The 16,770-nt window shown below is 70.0% G+C and carries 22 protein-coding genes; 13 read left to right on the forward strand and 9 right to left on the reverse strand.

Features of this window, described 5'->3' with window-relative positions; translation table 11 throughout:
- The first annotated feature begins 964 nt into the window (after window positions 1-964).
- The 4 genes from FHR77_RS00860 (at window position 965) to FHR77_RS00875 (ending at window position 3,554) form a co-directional block, all read left to right on the forward strand.
- Complete coding sequence (locus FHR77_RS00860) at window positions 965-1,324, forward strand: GntR family transcriptional regulator (protein WP_167258067.1); 360 nt, start codon at window positions 965-967, stop codon at window positions 1,322-1,324.
- The gene (locus FHR77_RS00865) at window positions 1,321-2,247 is read left to right on the forward strand and encodes an ATP-binding cassette domain-containing protein (RefSeq protein WP_167258069.1); all 927 of its coding nucleotides are present in this window, start codon (window positions 1,321-1,323) and stop codon (window positions 2,245-2,247) included. Before FHR77_RS00860 ends, FHR77_RS00865 begins: the two co-directional genes overlap by 4 nt.
- A gap of 95 nt (window positions 2,248-2,342) precedes the next feature.
- Window positions 2,343-2,957 carry a hypothetical protein gene (locus FHR77_RS00870; RefSeq protein WP_167258071.1) on the forward strand — a complete coding sequence of 205 codons (615 nt, stop codon included), beginning with the start codon at window positions 2,343-2,345 and terminating at the stop codon, window positions 2,955-2,957.
- A gap of 42 nt (window positions 2,958-2,999) precedes the next feature.
- Complete coding sequence (locus tag FHR77_RS00875) at window positions 3,000-3,554, forward strand: GNAT family N-acetyltransferase (protein WP_167259390.1); 555 nt, start codon at window positions 3,000-3,002, stop codon at window positions 3,552-3,554.
- Between the two features lie 130 nt (window positions 3,555-3,684).
- On the opposite strand, the gene FHR77_RS00880 is transcribed toward FHR77_RS00875, so the two are convergent.
- Together FHR77_RS00880 and FHR77_RS00885 are read right to left on the reverse strand one after the other, a co-directional pair.
- A complete protein-coding gene (locus FHR77_RS00880; RefSeq protein ID WP_167258073.1) occupies window positions 3,685-4,254 on the reverse strand; it encodes a GNAT family N-acetyltransferase in 570 nt (189 codons plus the stop codon).
- 71 nt (window positions 4,255-4,325) lie between these two features.
- Complete coding sequence (locus FHR77_RS00885) at window positions 4,326-4,772, reverse strand: hypothetical protein (RefSeq protein WP_167258075.1); 447 nt, start codon at window positions 4,770-4,772, stop codon at window positions 4,326-4,328.
- A gap of 173 nt (window positions 4,773-4,945) precedes the next feature.
- Here FHR77_RS00885 and FHR77_RS00890 point away from each other — a divergent pair, with 173 nt between their 5' ends.
- The 3 genes from FHR77_RS00890 (at window position 4,946) to FHR77_RS00900 (ending at window position 6,202) form a co-directional block, all read left to right on the forward strand.
- On the forward strand, window positions 4,946-5,404 hold the full coding sequence (locus FHR77_RS00890; protein WP_167258077.1) for a hypothetical protein: 459 nt from the start codon (window positions 4,946-4,948) through the stop codon (window positions 5,402-5,404).
- Entirely contained in the window at window positions 5,364-5,726 is a 363-nt protein-coding gene (locus tag FHR77_RS00895; protein WP_167258079.1) for a transcriptional regulator, read from the forward strand. Before FHR77_RS00890 ends, FHR77_RS00895 begins: the two co-directional genes overlap by 41 nt.
- 68 nt (window positions 5,727-5,794) lie before the next feature.
- Window positions 5,795-6,202 carry an SRPBCC family protein gene (locus FHR77_RS00900; protein ID WP_167258081.1) on the forward strand — a complete coding sequence of 136 codons (408 nt, stop codon included), beginning with the start codon at window positions 5,795-5,797 and terminating at the stop codon, window positions 6,200-6,202.
- A 26-nt stretch (window positions 6,203-6,228) separates the two neighbouring features.
- On the opposite strand, the gene FHR77_RS00905 is transcribed toward FHR77_RS00900, so the two are convergent.
- On the reverse strand, window positions 6,229-7,212 hold the full coding sequence (locus FHR77_RS00905; protein WP_167258083.1) for a zinc-binding alcohol dehydrogenase family protein: 984 nt from the start codon (window positions 7,210-7,212) through the stop codon (window positions 6,229-6,231).
- Window positions 7,209-7,706, reverse strand: coding sequence for a MarR family transcriptional regulator (locus FHR77_RS00910; protein WP_167258085.1), 498 nt, complete (start codon window positions 7,704-7,706; stop codon window positions 7,209-7,211). Before FHR77_RS00910 ends, FHR77_RS00905 begins: the two co-directional genes overlap by 4 nt.
- A 69-nt stretch (window positions 7,707-7,775) precedes the next feature.
- On the opposite strand from FHR77_RS00910, the gene FHR77_RS00915 reads away from it, so the two are divergent.
- The 3 genes from FHR77_RS00915 to FHR77_RS00925 all read left to right on the forward strand — a co-directional run bounded on the left by FHR77_RS00915 (window position 7,776) and on the right by FHR77_RS00925 (window position 10,814).
- Window positions 7,776-8,198, forward strand: a complete 423-nt coding sequence (locus FHR77_RS00915; protein WP_167258087.1) for an ester cyclase — start codon at window positions 7,776-7,778, stop codon at window positions 8,196-8,198.
- 352 nt (window positions 8,199-8,550) lie between these two features.
- A complete protein-coding gene (locus FHR77_RS00920) occupies window positions 8,551-10,047 on the forward strand; it encodes an ABC transporter permease (protein ID WP_167258089.1) in 1,497 nt (498 codons plus the stop codon).
- Window positions 10,048-10,133: 86 nt separating this feature from the next.
- Entirely contained in the window at window positions 10,134-10,814 is a 681-nt protein-coding gene (locus FHR77_RS00925) for an ABC transporter ATP-binding protein (RefSeq protein ID WP_167259391.1), read from the forward strand.
- 138 nt (window positions 10,815-10,952) lie between these two features.
- On the opposite strand, the gene FHR77_RS00930 is transcribed toward FHR77_RS00925, so the two are convergent.
- Window positions 10,953-12,263 (reverse strand): cytochrome P450, encoded by a 1,311-nt coding sequence (locus FHR77_RS00930; protein WP_167258091.1) that lies wholly within the window; start codon window positions 12,261-12,263, stop codon window positions 10,953-10,955.
- A 27-nt stretch (window positions 12,264-12,290) separates the two neighbouring features.
- A complete protein-coding gene (map, locus tag FHR77_RS00935) occupies window positions 12,291-13,067 on the reverse strand; it encodes a type I methionyl aminopeptidase (protein ID WP_167258093.1) in 777 nt (258 codons plus the stop codon).
- 111 nt (window positions 13,068-13,178) lie between these two features.
- Here map and FHR77_RS00940 point away from each other — a divergent pair, with 111 nt between their 5' ends.
- Window positions 13,179-13,490: a helix-turn-helix domain-containing protein gene (locus FHR77_RS00940; protein WP_167258095.1), complete on the forward strand. Its 312-nt coding sequence runs from the start codon at window positions 13,179-13,181 to the stop codon at window positions 13,488-13,490.
- 110 nt (window positions 13,491-13,600) lie between these two features.
- Here the strand turns inward: FHR77_RS00940 and FHR77_RS00945 are convergent, their stop codons facing one another.
- Entirely contained in the window at window positions 13,601-14,530 is a 930-nt protein-coding gene (locus FHR77_RS00945; RefSeq protein ID WP_167258097.1) for an NADP-dependent oxidoreductase, read from the reverse strand.
- A gap of 91 nt (window positions 14,531-14,621) precedes the next feature.
- On the opposite strand from FHR77_RS00945, the gene FHR77_RS00950 reads away from it, so the two are divergent.
- Window positions 14,622-15,116 carry a MarR family winged helix-turn-helix transcriptional regulator gene (locus FHR77_RS00950; RefSeq protein ID WP_167258099.1) on the forward strand — a complete coding sequence of 165 codons (495 nt, stop codon included), beginning with the start codon at window positions 14,622-14,624 and terminating at the stop codon, window positions 15,114-15,116.
- Window positions 15,117-15,264: 148 nt separating this feature from the next.
- On the opposite strand, the gene FHR77_RS00955 is transcribed toward FHR77_RS00950, so the two are convergent.
- Both FHR77_RS00955 and FHR77_RS00960 read right to left on the reverse strand, forming a co-directional pair.
- Window positions 15,265-15,456, reverse strand: a complete 192-nt coding sequence (locus FHR77_RS00955; protein ID WP_167258101.1) for a hypothetical protein — start codon at window positions 15,454-15,456, stop codon at window positions 15,265-15,267.
- 70 nt (window positions 15,457-15,526) lie between these two features.
- Window positions 15,527-16,072, reverse strand: coding sequence for a cysteine hydrolase family protein (locus FHR77_RS00960; RefSeq protein WP_167258103.1), 546 nt, complete (start codon window positions 16,070-16,072; stop codon window positions 15,527-15,529).
- Window positions 16,073-16,201: 129 nt separating this feature from the next.
- Here FHR77_RS00960 and FHR77_RS00965 point away from each other — a divergent pair, with 129 nt between their 5' ends.
- On the forward strand, window positions 16,202-16,699 hold the full coding sequence (locus tag FHR77_RS00965) for a DUF6226 family protein (protein WP_167258105.1): 498 nt from the start codon (window positions 16,202-16,204) through the stop codon (window positions 16,697-16,699).
- Window positions 16,700-16,770: the final 71 nt, after the last annotated feature.

The following is a 16,770-nucleotide window of genomic DNA, read 5'->3' on the forward strand; positions in this document are numbered from 1 at the left end:
GACCCGTCTGGCCTGTTCGACGACGCGAGTGGTACCCGTTGCCTGCAACAGGGCCGAGCTGTCTATGCCCTCCTCGACGCCGTCACTTCTGAGCAGGCGCTCGAGCAAGCTGCTGTCGCCCTCAAAGACTCGGATATCTCTCCGGTGGACCCGTTCGCAGACTCAGAAGATCTCCCTTTGCTTGCCGATCCTGCCTTCGGCGTTCTCACAGCACATCCCGCGTCCAGAGCTCACGGAACGGACGAGACGACCCTTGTCGTCGCGACACTTGACGCTTTCTTAGACCGCGCGTACTTCCACCCAACAGACGTCGTCGTTTCGTCTACGGCTGGGTTGGAAGGAGACGACCTAGCAACGGCGATAAGTGCCACGGGGGCCGCGTACGTGCTGGGGATCGAGTACAACCGTGAATACTTCGACAGCAGATCCGTCGGAGTGAACAAGGCGCCTCGCAACGATCAGCCTCCCTGCTTCGGCACGAGCGGCTACTGCCCCGGCGGGTAAGGCCCGTCGTGTCAGGTGAGTGGTGCTCGTTAGTCACTCAGCTCGGTGCTCAATGTGACTCACTGGGCGCCTTCTTGGGGCAGACCTCGGCAATGCCTTTCACGCTTACGGATCGATGACCCTAACTCTGCGCCGACGACGCCTGCTCTGAGGGTGCCCGATAGGGATCGGCTATCGGCGGGTCTCAGCGACAGATTCGTCGTCCCACGACTCCCCGGACTGATCACCTCCGCCGCTGAAGACACGCGCCGTTGTCGGTGCAGGTGCGTCAGGTGGGGCGCTGGTGGCCGATACGAGATCGATCTCCGGTCGGATACGTCTCCTCGCCGCGGGCGGGATCGATCGCCGTTGCCGGTCTTGGGGCGCGGATCGGAGAGGTGTCTTTCACGGCCTCCTTGACATGATCACCCGGGGTCAATAGGTTCATTACTGAACCAACTAACCAGTGAGGAGGGTCGCTGTGTTCGATGAGAGCAGCCCGATCTTTCAGCAGCTGGCCGATCGCATCGCTGACGACGTGCTCGCCGGCACCTACGCGGAAGAGGAGCAGGTGGCGTCGACGAACGAGTTCGCGGCGTTCTACCGCATCAACCCGGCTACGGCCGGCAAAGCAGTGAACCTGCTCGTCGACGGCGGGGTGCTCTACAAGCGACGGGGCATCGGCATGTTCGTGGCCCCTGGCGCGCGCGACCTGCTCGTCGAGCAGCGTCGTGCCCGTTTCGCCGAGCAGTACGTGCGCCCGCTCGTCCGCGAGGCCGCCGCCCTCGGCATCGACGCTTCAGCGCTCACGCGCATGATCAATCAGGAGGACCTTTCATGAGTACCGCCGTCGAGGTCGCCGAGGTGCACCGCGCCTACGGGTCGACCGCCGCCCTCGCGGGCGTCAGCACGACCGTCCGCGAGGGCGCCATCTGCGGCCTGCTCGGTCGCAATGGCGCGGGCAAGACCACCCTGCTCTCGGTGATCGCCGGGCAGGAACGTCCGAGCTCGGGCACTGTCCGCACCTTCGGGCGCGACCCGGTCGAGAGCGTCGAGGTCTTGTCGCGCACCTCGTTCGTGCGGGACAGCCAGCGCTGGCCCGACGACTTCCGCATCGGGCACGTGCTCTCGGTCGCTCCGGCCTTCCACGCCGGCTGGGACCCCGCGCTCGCCCGTGACCTCGTGGCCGACCTGCGCGTTCCGACGCGGACGCCGATCAAGAAGATGTCGCGAGGTCAGGCGTCGAGCGTCGCGATCGTGCTCGGACTTGCATCGCGGGCGCCGCTGACGATCTTCGACGAGCCCTACCTCGGCCTCGATGCCACCGCACGCCAGATCTTCTACGACCGCCTGCTCGTCGACTACGCCGAACACCCCCGCACCGTTCTGCTCTCGACCCACCTCGTCGACGAGTCGGAATCCCTGCTGGAGCAGGTCGTCGTGCTCGACGAGGGCCGGGTCGTCCTCGACACCGACGTCGATACGGCTCGCGCCTCGGCCTGGACGGCTGCAGGAGCCGCTAGTGCGGTCGACCGAGTCGTCGGCTCTCGACGGGTCCTCGCCCGGCACACGCTCGGCGGCCTCGCGAGCGTCACCGTCGCGGGGGCCCCCGACGACGTCGTCCGGCGCGAGGCCCGCGCGGCCGGGGTCGAGCTGGGTTCCGTGTCGCTCCAGCAGTTCGTCGCAGCCCTGGGCGCTGGTGCGCCGTCACCCGGCATGGACGACCGTGCTGTGTCCGTCACCATCGAAGGAGCCCTGTCGTGAACCGTGCCACCGCCGTCGTCCGACTTCAGCTCGTGCGCCGCACGACATGGTTCCTCGTGCCTCTCGCCATCATGCTCATCGCAGGCGTGGCGACCGTGATCATCCAGCTCGCGATCCAACGCGCGACCGGCATGTCTCCGACCTCGCCCGGTTACGCCGACAGCGCCCGGAACAATCCGGCCCTAGCGTGGTCCGTCTCTGGGTACCTCGTGGCGACCGGCGTGGCCAGCGTCTCGTCGGTGTTCCCGTTGGCGGCGTCGCTGGGCACCACGCGACGCGGGTTCGCGGCGGGCACGCTCCTCACCCACGCGCTCGTCTCCGCCTACCTCGCCGTCGTCGCAGCCTCGATGCTCGGCCTCGAGTTGCTCACCGGTCATTGGTTCGTCGGCATCTACGTCTTCGACAGCGCCGTCCTCGGCGCGGGGAACGTCGCGGTTCTGATGCTCGTCATGTTCCTCGGTTCGCTGACTGCGTTCACCGTCGGTGCGGTCTTCGGTGGGGTCTGGCTGCGCTTCGGCCCGCGCGGCCCTCTCTCAGTGGCCGTCGTCGCGGTGCTCGTGCTCGCAGGCCTTCTGCTGGTGCTCGCCCCGTCGCTCGTCGACATTGCTGGGGCATTCCAGGTCTGGTGGCTCGCCGTCGGGGGCGTTGCGCTGGTGCTCGTCGCTGCGGGGGGTACGACCCTGTCGCTGCGCGGAGCGAACGTCCGCTAGATGGAGGGGGAGGGGCTCCTGTCCGACGAGGTCCCCACCGGGATGGGTGTCCGGTCGACCTGCGATGCTCAGGTCACGTCGTGGCCGCGAGCTGAGGCCCTGCGAACGGATCGTCTCTCGCTGGAGCCGCTCGCCGTGAGGCACGCGAGGGAGATGGTGACGGCCCTGGCGCCCCGTGACCTGTACCGGTTCACCGGCGGGGAACCCCCTACATCTGACGAGCTGGAGGCGCGCTACCGTCGTCAGGCACGAGGCCAGTCCCAGGACGGGCGGGCCGGGTGGTTGAACTGGATCATCCGTCCTGCTGGCGGCGGGCTGGCTATCGGTTTCGTCCAAGCAACGCTTACACGCAGGGGCGTCGAGCTCGTGGCTGACCTCGCTTGGCTGGTCACCGTGTCGGAGCAGGGCCGTGGTCTGGCAGGGGAAGCAACATTGGCGGTCGCGGCGTGGTTACCGTCGATCGGTGTCAGGCGCTTGCAGGCCTACGTCCATCAAGACCATGCGGTGTCAGCACGTGTGGCCGAAAGGCTCGGGCTCGCACCGACGTCGACTCTCGTCGACGGAGAGATGCTCTGGGAAGCCATCACTGTTCTATGACTGAATGGTACGAACGTGCCCGATAGCCCATCCATCACCGGGATCTATTCCGTACCGGCCTATCGAGACGATCCGCGCCCCGCAACCACGGGGGGTAGCCGGCGCCCTCGAGCGTCCGGCGACCGATCGGCTATCGGACGGTTCGAGCGACGGCCCACTCGCGATCGAGCATGGCGTACTGGTAGCCGTCGACCCATCCCAGGTCGGCGTGCCAGGAATCCTCGACGCCGTGCTGCTCGCGTCGCATGCCGTTCTTTTCGAGGATGCGGGCAGAGGCGATGTTGTCTGCGTTGCAGCTCGCGATGACACGCCGGAGCCGGAGCGCGTCGAATGCTGCCGTGAGGAGCCCGCGGGCCAGGTCCGTTCCCAGTCCTCGTCCGGCGAGGTCGGGTTGGAGCATGTAGCCGATGACGCCTTGCGTGCCTGGGGGCATTCCTGGTTGCCCCAGGCCGTCGGTGACGTCGAGGAACCCCAGGCCGGCGAGCTGGCCGTTCAGCTCAGCGACGCACGAGAAGTCAGTGTCACTGTCGGGGATGCTCGCCCACTCTCTGGCGTAGGCGTCCGGGTCGACGTGTGTGCGAAGCATGAACCGGTTGACGACGGGGTTGTTCCGAAGGGCGACGACCTGGTCCGCTTCCTCGGGCCGAGGGTCGCGGAGGAGGAGAGCCCCGCTTTGAGCAGGCCAAGGAGAAAGGCGCACGCTGTCATCCTTCCAGGAGCCACGCCCGGTGACCGATCGTCTGGAGGGCGGCACGCTTCCGAGATCGACGTCTAGTCAGTCCTGATGGCGTCCCATACCTCGCCAAGAGACCTGCTGGCCTTGGCTGCTGATGTCCGCCAGGCGGCGTTTCGTTCGGATGCGGTGGCCTGGACTTCGTCGAGGAAAAGTTCCAGGCTCTGTCCTGTCACGTACTTGAACGGAAGTGCTCGCTTGCGCTCAATAGGGGCGTTCTGATGCCCGCTGATGTACTCCTTCTTAGCGAGGCCCGCGATCGCAAGCTGGTCGAGAAAGGCTCGTGGCAGGTCTCTGTTCAGGGCCAAGATGTCGTGTATTCGGTGATCGTCGACCTCGAGCAACGCACCGAATGTGCCTTCGTCAAGACCCTGACGTGACGCGAGCTCCCAGCGCTCCTCGTAGGTACCATTTTGCGCAACCCACAGGGCTGCCGCCGGCGGCAAGCTCGTATCGTCGAGCCGGTCTCGCCAGGCATCCCACATGGTGTTGCTTCCAGAGTCGTTGTTCCGTTGAGGCAGACGTTAGCTGGATCGGCATCTGTCGAGCGGTGCCATCCGCCCGATAAGCGATCGGTCAGGGGGCAAGTGGCAGAGCGTCAAGCGGGGCCGCAAGCAGACCCTTGCTTTCCGCTTGGTTAAGTGAATAACTTGTCCACATGGAAAGCAATCATGCTCAGAGTCCTGCCTCTGCCCGCGATGCCCTGCGTGGTCTCGAGGGTGACAGGCTCGAACTCGCGCGAAGAACGCGTTCACCACGCTGGTATTACCCGGGGTTGGCGCTGTTCACGGCGGCGATACCCCTGGCTCCCCTTGCTGGAGGCGTGTGGGTCTTCGTTGTCATTGCTTTCGCTTGTCTCGGGCTCGTCGGCCTCGAGCGGGCCTTCGTACTCACGACGGGCATCTCCACCAACAGGGTTCCTGGCCCCAGATCGTTGCTCGTCCTCGTCGCGATGGGCATCGTGGTGCTCACGATGGTCTTCGTGTCCGGCCTCGCCGTGCATGCGGACTCGACTGCATGGGCGTTGACGGCCGGCGCGGTGAGCTTCCTCACCATGTTCCCGGGCGGATACGTCTATGACCACTTCTACGGCCAGGAGCTGCGGCGTGGCGTCTAGAGCACGATTTGACGAATCGATCCATGCTCCGACGAGGCTCCGCCTGTGCGCTCTTCTCCGCCCCGTCGACCACATCGATTTCTCGGTCCTCGCCACAACTCTCGGGCTGAGCGACGCAAACCTGTCCAAGACCGTCCGCGCGCTCACGGAACTCGGGTACATGAGCACGACAAAAGAAGCCTCCACGACCAGGCGTGACGCGCGTCGAACCACCCGCATCGCACTCACACCCGCCGGCCGGGACGCAATCGACGGGCACCTCGCCGCCCTTCAAGACCTCGCATCAGCCAAGGACCTGAGCGCTACGGCAACCGACCGTTGACTGCCCGATAGCCGATCGTTGGCCGGCACATCGGCGCCGGTGCTGGGCAGACGCACTAGCGTCTGAGCATGTGCGCTGACTCGCTGTCGATCACCGTCGCATCGGTGTCCTCCGCGGAGGGACTGTGGTGCGCGCTTACGGACGAGCGCGACTCCTGGTGGCCTGAGCTGGTGCTGACTCCCGAGGTCGGCTCGGTCGTGCGCGAGACCTGGACCGAGGGCGGCCGCGAGCACTTCGCTGACGGTCGCGTGACGGAAGCAGTACCGCCGAGTCGGCTGGCCTTCGTGTGGCAGCAGCCGGAATGGCCGTCGCCACTTATGGTCCGCTTCAACATCCGTAGTGACGGCGAGCGGAGCACGGTCACGCTGACGGAACGAGGTTTTGGGCAGCTCGTAGATGGCGACGGACTTCGAGCCGCACACGAGGAGGGGTGGAACTACCATCTCGCAAACCTGCTCAGGGCGGCGTCCCGATAGACGATCGGCATCCGAACTCGACCGGTTCAGTGGACCGTGACGACGAGTTTGCCCGCCTGTGTGCCGTTCTCCATGTCACGGTGGGCTTGGACGATGTCCTCGAAGTCGTAGACCTTGGCGATGGGCACGCTTGCGGTGCCCGCGGCCACGGCGTCGAGGAAGGCCTGCAGTACGGGTGCCGGTAGGTCGCTGGCTTCACCGGAGTACGCGGTGAGACGGACGCCGTTCGGAATCACGGCCATCGGGTAGAAATCGGGGATCGTCCACACGTCAGCGAGCATCCCGCTGAAGGAGACGGTGCCGTGCACTGCGGTCGCCCGGAGCGTGTCGGGCAGGGTGTCGGTGCCGATGAGTTCCACGGCACCATCGACGCCGGCAGGCACGATCTCTCGTACCGCGTCCGCGATGCTGCCGGTGTCGATCACGACATGGTCGGCGCCGGTCCTTCGCAGGAACTCGGCGCGGTCGGGGTTGCGGCTGGTGGCGATGACGTTCATGCCTTGCTGCTTCGCCAGGACGATGCAGGCGAGACCGACCGATGACGTGCCTCCGCGGATCAGGAGCGTATCTCCCGGGCGGGCGTCGACACCGACGGTGAGCGAGCCGTGGGCGGTCTGCAGCATCTCGGGGACGGCGCCGAGCACGGACCACTCGAGGCTGCTGCGGAACGGGACGACGCTGCCGGCCGGGACGAGGGTGTATTCGGCATAGCCCCCGTCGAACTCGCGGCCCATTCCACCCATGAGCGCGGCGACCTGCGTGCTGGGTGCGAACTCCCCGCCGGGGGCTGCCTCGACGGTCCCGACGGCTTCGATCCCGGGGACCCGCGGGAAGCTCCCGAAGTGGCCCATGCCACGGCGGAAGTGCAGCTCCGACCGGTTCAGCCCGAACGCCTCCACCCGGACGAGGACCTGACCCGGCGCGGGGACCGGCACCGGCAGCTCGCGGATGCTCAGCACTTCGGGGTCGCCGGGTGCGTCGATGACGACAGCTCGCATGGTCGGGGTCATCGTCCTGTCTCCACTGCCGCCTGCAGCCGTTCGAGTGCCGCCAGGCCCTTCGAGATGGCCTCATCGTCTGCTTCTGTGAGCACCTCGTCAAGCGCTCGCCCGAACCGCTCGTCTGCGAGGGCGAGAGCATCCCGCCCCTGCGGCGAGAGCGTGCTGCGGACGCTCCTGCGGTCATCAGGGTCTGGTGCCCGCTCGAGGAGACCATCGGAGGCGAGACGATCGAGGAGGCGACTGGCCGCCGCGATCGAGGTCCCGACCCCGGTCGCGACGTCTTGCACGCGAGCGCCTGTGGGGGCGACGTCGACGATCCGCAGCACCTCCAAGCGCGCGAGGCTGAGGATGCCCTCACCCCGCATCCGCTTCTCGACCGAGTTCCAAACGTCGGTCTCGTGCCGCACGAGAGCCTCGAAGTACGCACGGGCACGAACCCCGCGGGTGCTGACGTCCCCTTGTGGGGCAGGGGTCTCGGAGGAAGCTGCGGCGTTCGTGTTCATGATCCGAGCCTACGCTCAATGCTTGCTATGTAAAGTAGTTTGGTCGCCAGCCTCAGAGATTGGAACACCATGACCACCGACCACCGCACCTCCTTCCACCGCTTCGTCGAGTTCATCAACAGCGGCGATGCCACCATCGGCGAGACCGTGATCTCCCCTGAGGCGACGTTCATGACACCGTTCTCGCCCGAGGCGCTCCGTGGTCTACCGGGGTACCTGCAGATCCTGACCATCATGCGAGGCGCGTTCTCCGACATCCAATGGAGCGTCGATCAGGTCGTCGTCGAGTACGACACCGTCGCTGCTCGGTTCACACTTCGCGGCACCCACGACGGCGAGTTCCTCGGGACGCCTGCCACGGGCAGGGCGGTCATCGCGCATGCCAGCAACTTCTACCGCTTCGTCGACGGTCGGATCGTTGATGAGGTCGGCCAGCCGGACCTGCTGAGCATCCTCGGCCAGATCGGCGCCCTGCCGCCGTCGCTCGGCTGAAGCCTCTCCGAGCGTCTCCGACAGGGCCCTCTCGGGTGCGCCTCGTTGGACCTGGATGCGGGCGTCCAGGCCTGGCCGGCATGGGCCCAGGAAGTTCGACGCCAGTGCCCGACAGACGATCGTCCAACGGCCGCGGCATGACGTGAGCGCACACGAGGCAGTCGGGTCCAGTGGCTGTCGGGATCGTCCCGTCCTCGAGGGTGCGGCATGGCTCGTGGACCCTCGTCAGGTCCGACCAAGACGGCGGGTGTGGGGGCCTGGTGCCATAGGGCTCTCTTAGCTGCGCCATCGGGTGCTGAGGGCAGTGTTTCCTACCGTGTTCCTCGTCCTGATCCCCGCACCGAGGAGAACCGTGTTCCTGACCTACCTGCTCAGAGAGCTGAGCAACAGACGCAAGCAGACCGTGATCATCGCGGCGGGCATGGCCCTGGCCATCGCCCTCGTGATGATCGTGAGCGGGGTGGCGGCCGGTGTGAAGAACGCCCAGTCGACCGTCCTCGAGTCGGTCTACGGCGTCGGCACCGACGTCACCATCACGCAGACCGCCGAGCCGGGCGCCGACGGGCCCGGCCAGCAGTTCGCCTTCGGCTCCGGCGACGGCACCACCACCGACGACGGCAGCACCGAGGTCGCCCAGAGCACCCTGTCCGCCGCGCGGGGCACCGCGACCTTCGACTCGTCGGCCCTGACCACGGTCGAGGGCGTGGACGGCGTCTCCGCCGCGACCGCGACCCTGAGCCTGCAGGCCTCCAGCTTCTCGGGCACGGTGCCCGACTTCTCCCAGGGGGGCGCGGGAGGCGCGGGTGCCGACGGTGCGACCGGTGACGGTACCGACGCGGGCACGCAGGCCGCGCCTCCCACCGGCGGGGCCGACGGCGCGGGCGGCAGCGCGTTCGACGTCGACCAGTTCTCGGTCACCGGCCTCGACCCCGCGACGAACGCGGTCGGACCGCTCAGCAGCGCCTCGATCGTCGACGGCCGCAGCTTGACCGCCGCCGACGCGGGGGCCGACGTCGTCGTGCTCGACCAGACGTACGCGACGAGCGCCGATCTCGCCGTCGGCGACACGCTCGCGATCGGCGGCACCGACTTCACGGTGGTCGGCATCGCGGCGTCCACGTCGTCGGACGCCGCCACCGCCTCCGACACGTACGTGCCCCTCGACACCGCTCAGGCCCTCAGCGGGCTGACGGACCAGATCAGCGACGTCTACGTCACGGCGTCGAGCGCCAGCGGCGTCGACGCCCTGAAGTCCGACCTGCAGGCGGCGTTGCCGGACGCCACGGTGAACACCCAGTCCGACCTGGCGTCGAGCGTGTCCGGCTCGCTCTCGACCGCGTCCGACCTGATCGGCAAGCTCGGCACGTGGCTCTCCGTGGCGGTGCTCGCCGCCGCGTTCCTCATGGCGATCCTCTTCACCGTCTCGGGCGTCGGTCGACGCACCCGCGAGTTCGGCACGCTCAAGGCCATCGGCTGGAGCGGCTCCCGCATCACCCGTCAGGTCGCGGGGGAATCTCTCGTGCAGGGCCTGATCGGCGGAGTCGTCGGAGTCGCGGTCGGCCTTCTCGGGATCCTGGTCGTGAACCTCGTGGCACCGACCCTGTCCGCCGCGGCCACCGCCCAGGCGGCAGGCCCCGGTGCCGGCGGCCCCGGATCAGCGGGTGGAGGCGGCGCCGGCCAGCAGGTGGTGCAGGCCACCACCGACGTCGCCCTGACCGTGCCCGTGACGGTGTCGATCGTCGTCCTCGCGGTGGGCCTGGCCGTCGTGGGCGGCCTGCTCGCCGGAGCCGCGGGGGGATGGCGTGCCTCGCGCCTGCGCCCCGCCGAGGCCCTGAGGAGCGTCGCGTGACCGACCTCCACGAAGCGACGGACCCGACCCCCCGGCCGGCTGCGGCCGGCGACACCACCACCATCGCCCCCGGAGGCACGCCGCCCATGTACACGCTCATCGCCGTCACCAAGACCTACCAGCAGAAGAAGCGCACGGTGACGGCCCTCGCCGGCGTCGACCTCGTCATCCCCGCAGGGCAGATGGTCGCGATCCAGGGGCCCACCGGCGGAGGCAAGTCCACCCTGCTCCAGATGCTCGGCGCGCTCGACCGGCCCACGAGCGGCACGGTCCGACTCGGTGACTCCGAGCTCTCGGCGGCTGGCGACCACGCCCTGGCGGCGGCACGGGCCCGCGAGATCGGCTTCGTCTTCCAGGGCTTCAACCTCATCCCGACCCTGACGGCCGCGGAGAACGTCGAGACGGCCTTCGCGGACGGCTCGACGCCCCGGGCGGAGCGCCGGGAGAAGGCGAGGGCGGCGCTGGCGTCCGTGGGGCTCGCCGAACGAGCCGACCACCTGCCGAGCGAGCTCTCGGGCGGGCAGCAGCAGCGGGTGGCCATCGCGAGGGCCCTCGTCAAGGAACCGAGCGTGCTGCTCGCGGACGAGCCGACGGGCTCGCTGGACGAGGCCACCCGCGACGAGATCATGGACCTGCTCGAGGGCGTCTGGCGTGACCGCGGGCTCACGGTGGTCATCGTCACGCACGACTCGGCCGTGGCCCGGCGCGCACAACGCCGCCTTCGCATCGCGGGCGGAGAGCTCACGGAGCTGGGGCCGGCTGCCTGACCTCACACCGTGGCCGACGGTCAGATGAACGGGTGGCAGGTCGATCACGGAGCGGGCTCACCTCGATGATCGCAGCTCAGGCCCGGGGGCGGTCGAGGGAGGCTGAGAGGTGCACCCCCGTGGAGCGTCCTCGCGGCGTCAATGGAACGGGCAGCGGGACGGCGCTCCGGCGGCTCGGATCCGCCCGCCGGACGACGGCTTCGTCGGCAGCCGCCGGCGGTCGACCGCGAGCCCCTCGTCGAGGATCGTCAGACGGGGGTCGCTGAGGGCCGTGACCGCGGCGGCGAGGCCCGCGATCGCGAGCTTCTCGCCGGGGCACCGGTGGCCGGCGGCCGGGTCTCCGCCACCGTGCGGGACGAACGTCGTGATCGCCTCGTAGTCGTCGACACCGGCGAAGCGCTCCGGATCGAACTCGGAGGCGCGGTCCCAGGACGCGTCGTCGGTGTCGGTGCCGAGGATGTCGAGCAGCACCCGCCCCCCGGCCGGCAGTCGCTGCCCGTCGAGCTCCACGTCGTCCCGCGCCCAGCCCGGCAGCATCGGCACGAACGGGGCGGTCCTCCGGACTTCCTGCGCGAAGGCGACGGCGAGCGGCCCGCCGGTCAGGGTCCTGCGCTCCGCGCCCTCCGCGGCGATCCGCCCCCGCCACTCGGGGCGGTCGTGCAGTTCCCCCGCCGCGAAGGCGACGAAGCGGGCCACGGCGATCATCGGGCGGATGCTGTTCTGCAGCTCGATCCCCGCCAGCTTCGCGGGCAGCAGCGCACCCTCTGGGTCCCGGTGCCAGGCCCACTCGTGCAGAGCCGTCCCCGCGTCGGGCTCGAGAGCGCCGGCTCGGACAGCCTCCACGAGGCGGCGAGCGTGACGGTCCGACCACGCGCGGTTCACAGCCGCGAGCAGGTACTCGGGGGAGTACGGCACGCCGAAGCCGTCGACGATCTGTGCGAGGCGCGCGGACCATCGGGTCCGTGCCGCCGCCGTCCCGGGCAGGCCCGCCCACGCCATGCTCGCTCGCCCGAACGCTCCGACGGCCGCGTCGTAGGCGGAGCGTCGACCGCCGGCCAGCCAGCCGTCGACCTCACGGCGCCACTCGCGATCGAACAGCGGCGTCAGCCGCGCGACCTGCTCGTCGTCGTAGGCGACGTCGAGGAAGGTCGCCTTCCGGTGCCGGTGCTCCGCCTCGTCGAGGCTGTGGACCGACCCCCGGCCGAACAGCGTCTGCTGGACGACCGCGGGCATGGCTCCGTGCCGTGCGATCCGCTGCTCGTCGTAGAACAGCTCGACGGCCTCGGCGCCGCGCACGAGCAACGCTGGCCGCCCGAGGAGCCGGAGAGGCACGGCACGCGCACCCGAGCGGGTGCGGCCCCACAGTCGGGCACCGAAGCCGTAGCCCCGGGTGAGCACGGAGAGGGAGTCGTCACGCAGCGGATTCGTCGTGGCAGTCGAGTCGGACATGCGGCCATCGTGCCCCCACTCGTGGATTCAGGACCGGCGAGGCGGCAGCGTGAGGATCTCGGCGCCGTCGTCGGTGACGAGCACCGTGTGCTCGCTGTGCGCCGTGGCGCACCCCGTGGCGCTGCGCAGCGTCCAGCCGTCGGGGTCGGTGACGAGCTGGTCGGTGTCTAACATCACCCACGGTTCGAGGGCGAGCAGCAGGCCTGGTCGGAGGCGGTAGCCGCGACCGGGGCGGCCGTCGTTGGCGACGTGCGGATCCTGGTGCATCGTCGATCCGATGCCGTGCCCGCCGAACTCGAGGTTGACGGCGTAGCCGGCGTCGGTCAGGACGGTGCCGATCGCGTGGGAGAGGTCGCCCACCCGGGCACCGGGGCGGACGGCCGCGATGCCGGCGGCGAGTGCCCGCTCGGTCGCCTCGATCAGCGCGGTGGCCTCGGGTGCGGCCTGGCCGACGACGAAGCTCACCGCGGAGTCGGCGGCGACGCCGTCGAGGGAGACCGCGAGGTCGAGGGTCACCAGGTCGCCGTCGACGAGCCGCTGCGCCCGGGGCTTGCCGTGCAGCACCGCGTCGCCGACGGAGGTGCAGAGGTGGTGCCCGAACGGGCCGCTGCCGAACGAGGGGGCGTAGTCGACGTAGCAGGAGTCGGCGCCGGCTCGGTCGATGAGCTCGCGAGCCCAGGCGTCGAGCTCGAGGAGGTCGGTGCCCACCTCGGCCCGGGAGCGGAGGGTGTCGAGGATGCTGCCGACCAGGGCCCCGCTCCGACGGGCTCGGTCGATCTCGGCCGGGGCGAGGATCTCGATCACGGAGGCTCCCAGGGGTCAGGCCGTCGAGGTGCGAAGGGCGCACCGTCCACGGCGGTATTGTTATCCCGGTAAGACTATCCCGTCCTGCAGCCCGTCGGCTACCATCGCCCCATGGTCCGTCTCCCGCTCACGCCCGCTGAGATCGAGCGTGGCCGCCGGCTCGGCGCCGTGCTGCGCTGCACGAGGGGCGAGCGCCCCCTCCTCGAGACCGCCCTGGCCGCGGGGATCTCGCCGGAGACCCTCCGCAAGATCGAGTCCGGTCGCGTCGCCACGCCGTCGTTCGCGACGATCGCCTCCGTCGCTCGGATCCTGGGGTTGTCACTCGACGCACTCTGGGCCGACGTCGAACTGCCGGACGCCGAGGCGCCAGGCAGCTTCCTCGGCAGCGAGACCCCCGGCGGTCACCCGGCCCTCGCCTCCTGACGTCGTCACGGCGCTCGGCGACGGAGAGGCTCGACCTCGACGTCACCGAGCTCGTCGTGCGCCCTGCCGTGCAGCGCTGAGCCGCTCGTCGACGCGGCGTCGACCCGCCGTCAGGGGAGGACGACCACCTTGCCCACGATGCGGCCCGTCTCCGCCTCCGCGTGCAGCGCGGGCAGGTCGGCCAGGGGGATGTGCCTGGTCACCTCGACCGTCAGCTCGCCCGCGTCGACGAGCGCGACGAGCTGCTCGAGGCGGTCGCGGTCAGGTCGCACGAACACCGTCGCGGCCCGGACGCGGCGGGACGCGTCGCCGGGCGTGGCGATGAAGGCGGTCGTGCTCACGACGACGCCGCCGTCGCGCACCGCGGCGACGTCGGCCTCGAACTGCGCGGGGTCGAGCGGCGCCAGGTTGAGCAGGACGTCGACCTGGCCCGCGAGAGCACCGAGCACGTCGGTCGCGGTGTGGTCGATGACCTGGTCGGCGCCGGCGGAACGGACGGCGTCGGCGCTGCGGGGGCTCGCGGTCGCGACGACGTGGGCGCCGAGTCGCTTCGCGAGCTGGATCGCGTACTTGCCGACGACGCCGCCCGCGCCGATGACGAGGAGACGCTGGCCGGCCCGCAGCTCGCCGTCGTCGATGAGGGCCTGCCACGCCGTCAACGCCACCGACGGCAGGGCCGCCGCGTCGGCCAGCGGGATGCTCGTCGGGGCGGCGACGAGGGCGTCGGCCGGGGCGACGACGAACTCCGCCGCGCCTCCGTCCCGTTCCATCGGCAGGAAGCCGACGACCTCGTCGCCGACGGCCAGGCCGTCGACGCCGTCGCCGAGCGCCTCGACCGTGCCCGAGACGTCGTAGCCGGGCACGTGCGGGAGCGCCACGGGGATCGGGAGGAAGCCGCCCCGCATGCCCGCGTCGGCCGCGCTGTAGGCGGACGCCGCGACGCGCACGAGGACCTCCCCCACCGCGGGGGTCGGTCGCTCGACGTCGCCGTACTCGAGGACCTCGGGTCCGCCTACCTGGTCGAAACGCACTGCCTTCATCGTGTTCTCCTCCGTCGTGTGCTTCGAGTTCGAAGCAATTCCCAGAACGTAACACTGCTTCGAAGTGGAAGCAACCAATAGGCTGGGAGCCATGACCGACTCTCCGACCGTTCTCACGCCGGCGCAGCTCGCCGCCTACTTCGCGTTCACCGAGGTCAGCGCTCTGCTCCGGCCGTCGGTCGAGGCGCAGCTGCGGGAGGCGGGCGGGCTGAGCTACGTCCAGTTCCAGCTCCTCGCCCGCCTCGGCGACGACCCGGACGGGCGACAGCGCATGACCGACCTCGCCGACGGGGTGGTCCACAGCCGGAGCGGACTGACCTACCAGGCGCAGCTGCTCGAGCACCGCGGCCTGGTCGTGCGCTCCCCGTCGCCCGACGACGAGCGCAGCACGGTCGTGACGATCACGGATGCGGGCCGAGACGTGCTCGCCGCTGTCTTCCCGGGGCACATCGAGACCGTTCGTGGCCTCCTCTTCGCCCCCGTGACGGACGACGACGCCGAGCAGCTCGCCCGCATCCTCGGCCTCGTCACCGCGCACCTGCGTGCGGCCCCGCCGCGTTCGGCGCGGAGGCGCGCGTCGAGCTGAGCCGCCGGACAGGGGTCACGCGAGCCGCGCGCTCCTCACCCAGGGCGGCCACCGGTCGATCACCAGGGAGACGACGTGCGACCGCCCCGCGTGGTGACCACTGACGTCGTGGTCGCCTCACGGGGCGGTCGGGTGTGCTGATCCGGTGCTACTCGGCGGAGGGGACCGCCAGGGTGCGGCGGTGACGGGCGGCGACCAGCAGGCCGCCTCCGACGAGGAGCAGGAGAGCGACAGTGACCGCGACCCCGGACGAGGTGACCGTCGAGGAGGCCACGACGACCGGGATCACGGTCGCCGCGACGGGCTTCAGCCCCGGCGAAGAGGTGCGGACGGTCGTCACGGACTCCGACGGAGCCGCCGTCGAGCTCGCCGATCTTGAGGAGACGAGTTCTGTCACCCGATCGCCGCACCTACCGGCGGCTCGTCAGCTCCACCCGGTCGTGCGTCTCGACGGCGAAGTGCTGCCCCGGGTAGCGGAGGCCGGCGAAGTACATGTTCGTGTGGGCGACGATCTGCTCGCCGGTGATGACGACGCCGTCGTGCTCCGCGTCGGTGGTCGTGTGGGCGTCCGAGACGAGGGTCACGTCGAAGCCCCGCACGGCCGCCGCCTGCGTCGTCGTGCGGACGCAGTAGTCGGTCTGGGCACCGGCGACGACGAGGTGCTCCGCGCCCAGGCGCTCGAGCACCTCGGCGAGGTCGGTGCCGACGAACGAGTCGCGGCGGTCCTTCCGGACGAGCGGCTCGTCGTCAGCCCGGGCGAGCGGCGGAGCCAGCTGCCAGTCGTCCGTGCCCTCGGGGAACTCGTCGTGGTCCTGCACCCAGACCACGGGCACGCCCTCCGCCCTCGCCCGGTCGACGAGACGGGCTGTCCGCTCGAGGACGGCGTCGGCGTCGACGCACCCGACGACGACGCCGCGCTGGAGGTCGATGACGAGCAGGGCCGTGGCGGAGGTCATGCCGCGAGCATCCCAGCGCGGGGCGGTCCGCCGCAACGTCACCGCGGGCGGCTCGCCAGGCCGACGGGCCTGCGAGACTGCACGCATGCACCCCGTCGTCGTCACCGACACCCGCTGGGGTCCTCTGGCGTGACCGACTACGTGCGTCCGGCGTTCGCCGAGACCGTCTTCTCCCCGCGGGCGTCCGACCCCGACCTCGGCGACGACCCGTCGTACGCCGATCCGGAGAGCTACCGCCCCGTCGCCACCGTCGCCCAGGCGCTCGTCGAGCACGTCGCCCGCGAGTACGACGTCGTCGTCGACGCGCCGCTGGAGGTCCCCTCGGTGCACGCACGGTGGCTGCCCGAGCCCGTGTCGCGCATCGTCCGGATCTCTCCCGTGCACCCCGGGGAGGTCACGGTGTGGATCGTCATCGGCACCGAGCCCGGTGTCGTCGGCGTGGCCGCCGGCACCGTCAGCTCCTGTCAGGTGGAGTGGTCGCTCTCGCGGTCGCGACACGGTTGGTCGGGCAGGACGCCGACGCGCGGCGTGCGTCGGGCCGAGCTCCGACGGTGGGCGGACGCGCTCGCCGGGCTGCCCGACGGTCGCTGGGCGGGCTGGACGCCTCGCGGGCACGACGACGGCTGACCGAGACCGCTTCGGGTCGCACCCGGCCGACCCGGCTTCCCCGTGCGGCTCCGCGCGAAGTGGGGCCGTCA

Source organism: Frigoribacterium endophyticum (assembly GCF_011759585.1).
In the GTDB taxonomy this organism is placed as follows: Bacteria; Actinomycetota; Actinomycetes; order Actinomycetales; family Microbacteriaceae; genus Frigoribacterium; species Frigoribacterium endophyticum.

Coding starts and splice junctions, on each gene's coding strand:
- FHR77_RS00905 (WP_167258083.1), bottom strand. CDS start 7,212: ATGACCCCGACCATGCGAGCTGTCGTCATCGACGCACCCGGCGACCCC.
- FHR77_RS00875 (WP_167259390.1), top strand. CDS start 3,000: ATGGGTGTCCGGTCGACCTGCGATGCTCAGGTCACGTCGTGGCCGCGA.
- FHR77_RS00900 (WP_167258081.1), top strand. CDS start 5,795: ATGTGCGCTGACTCGCTGTCGATCACCGTCGCATCGGTGTCCTCCGCG.
- FHR77_RS00895 (WP_167258079.1), top strand. CDS start 5,364: ATGACCACTTCTACGGCCAGGAGCTGCGGCGTGGCGTCTAGAGCACGA.
- FHR77_RS00930 (WP_167258091.1), bottom strand. CDS start 12,263: ATGTCCGACTCGACTGCCACGACGAATCCGCTGCGTGACGACTCCCTC.
- FHR77_RS00940 (WP_167258095.1), top strand. CDS start 13,179: ATGGTCCGTCTCCCGCTCACGCCCGCTGAGATCGAGCGTGGCCGCCGG.
- FHR77_RS00910 (WP_167258085.1), bottom strand. CDS start 7,706: ATGAACACGAACGCCGCAGCTTCCTCCGAGACCCCTGCCCCACAAGGG.
- FHR77_RS00865 (WP_167258069.1), top strand. CDS start 1,321: ATGAGTACCGCCGTCGAGGTCGCCGAGGTGCACCGCGCCTACGGGTCG.
- FHR77_RS00960 (WP_167258103.1), bottom strand. CDS start 16,072: ATGACCTCCGCCACGGCCCTGCTCGTCATCGACCTCCAGCGCGGCGTC.
- FHR77_RS00890 (WP_167258077.1), top strand. CDS start 4,946: ATGGAAAGCAATCATGCTCAGAGTCCTGCCTCTGCCCGCGATGCCCTG.
- FHR77_RS00915 (WP_167258087.1), top strand. CDS start 7,776: ATGACCACCGACCACCGCACCTCCTTCCACCGCTTCGTCGAGTTCATC.
- FHR77_RS00945 (WP_167258097.1), bottom strand. CDS start 14,530: ATGAAGGCAGTGCGTTTCGACCAGGTAGGCGGACCCGAGGTCCTCGAG.
- FHR77_RS00950 (WP_167258099.1), top strand. CDS start 14,622: ATGACCGACTCTCCGACCGTTCTCACGCCGGCGCAGCTCGCCGCCTAC.
- FHR77_RS00885 (WP_167258075.1), bottom strand. CDS start 4,772: ATGTGGGATGCCTGGCGAGACCGGCTCGACGATACGAGCTTGCCGCCG.
- FHR77_RS00925 (WP_167259391.1), top strand. CDS start 10,134: ATGTACACGCTCATCGCCGTCACCAAGACCTACCAGCAGAAGAAGCGC.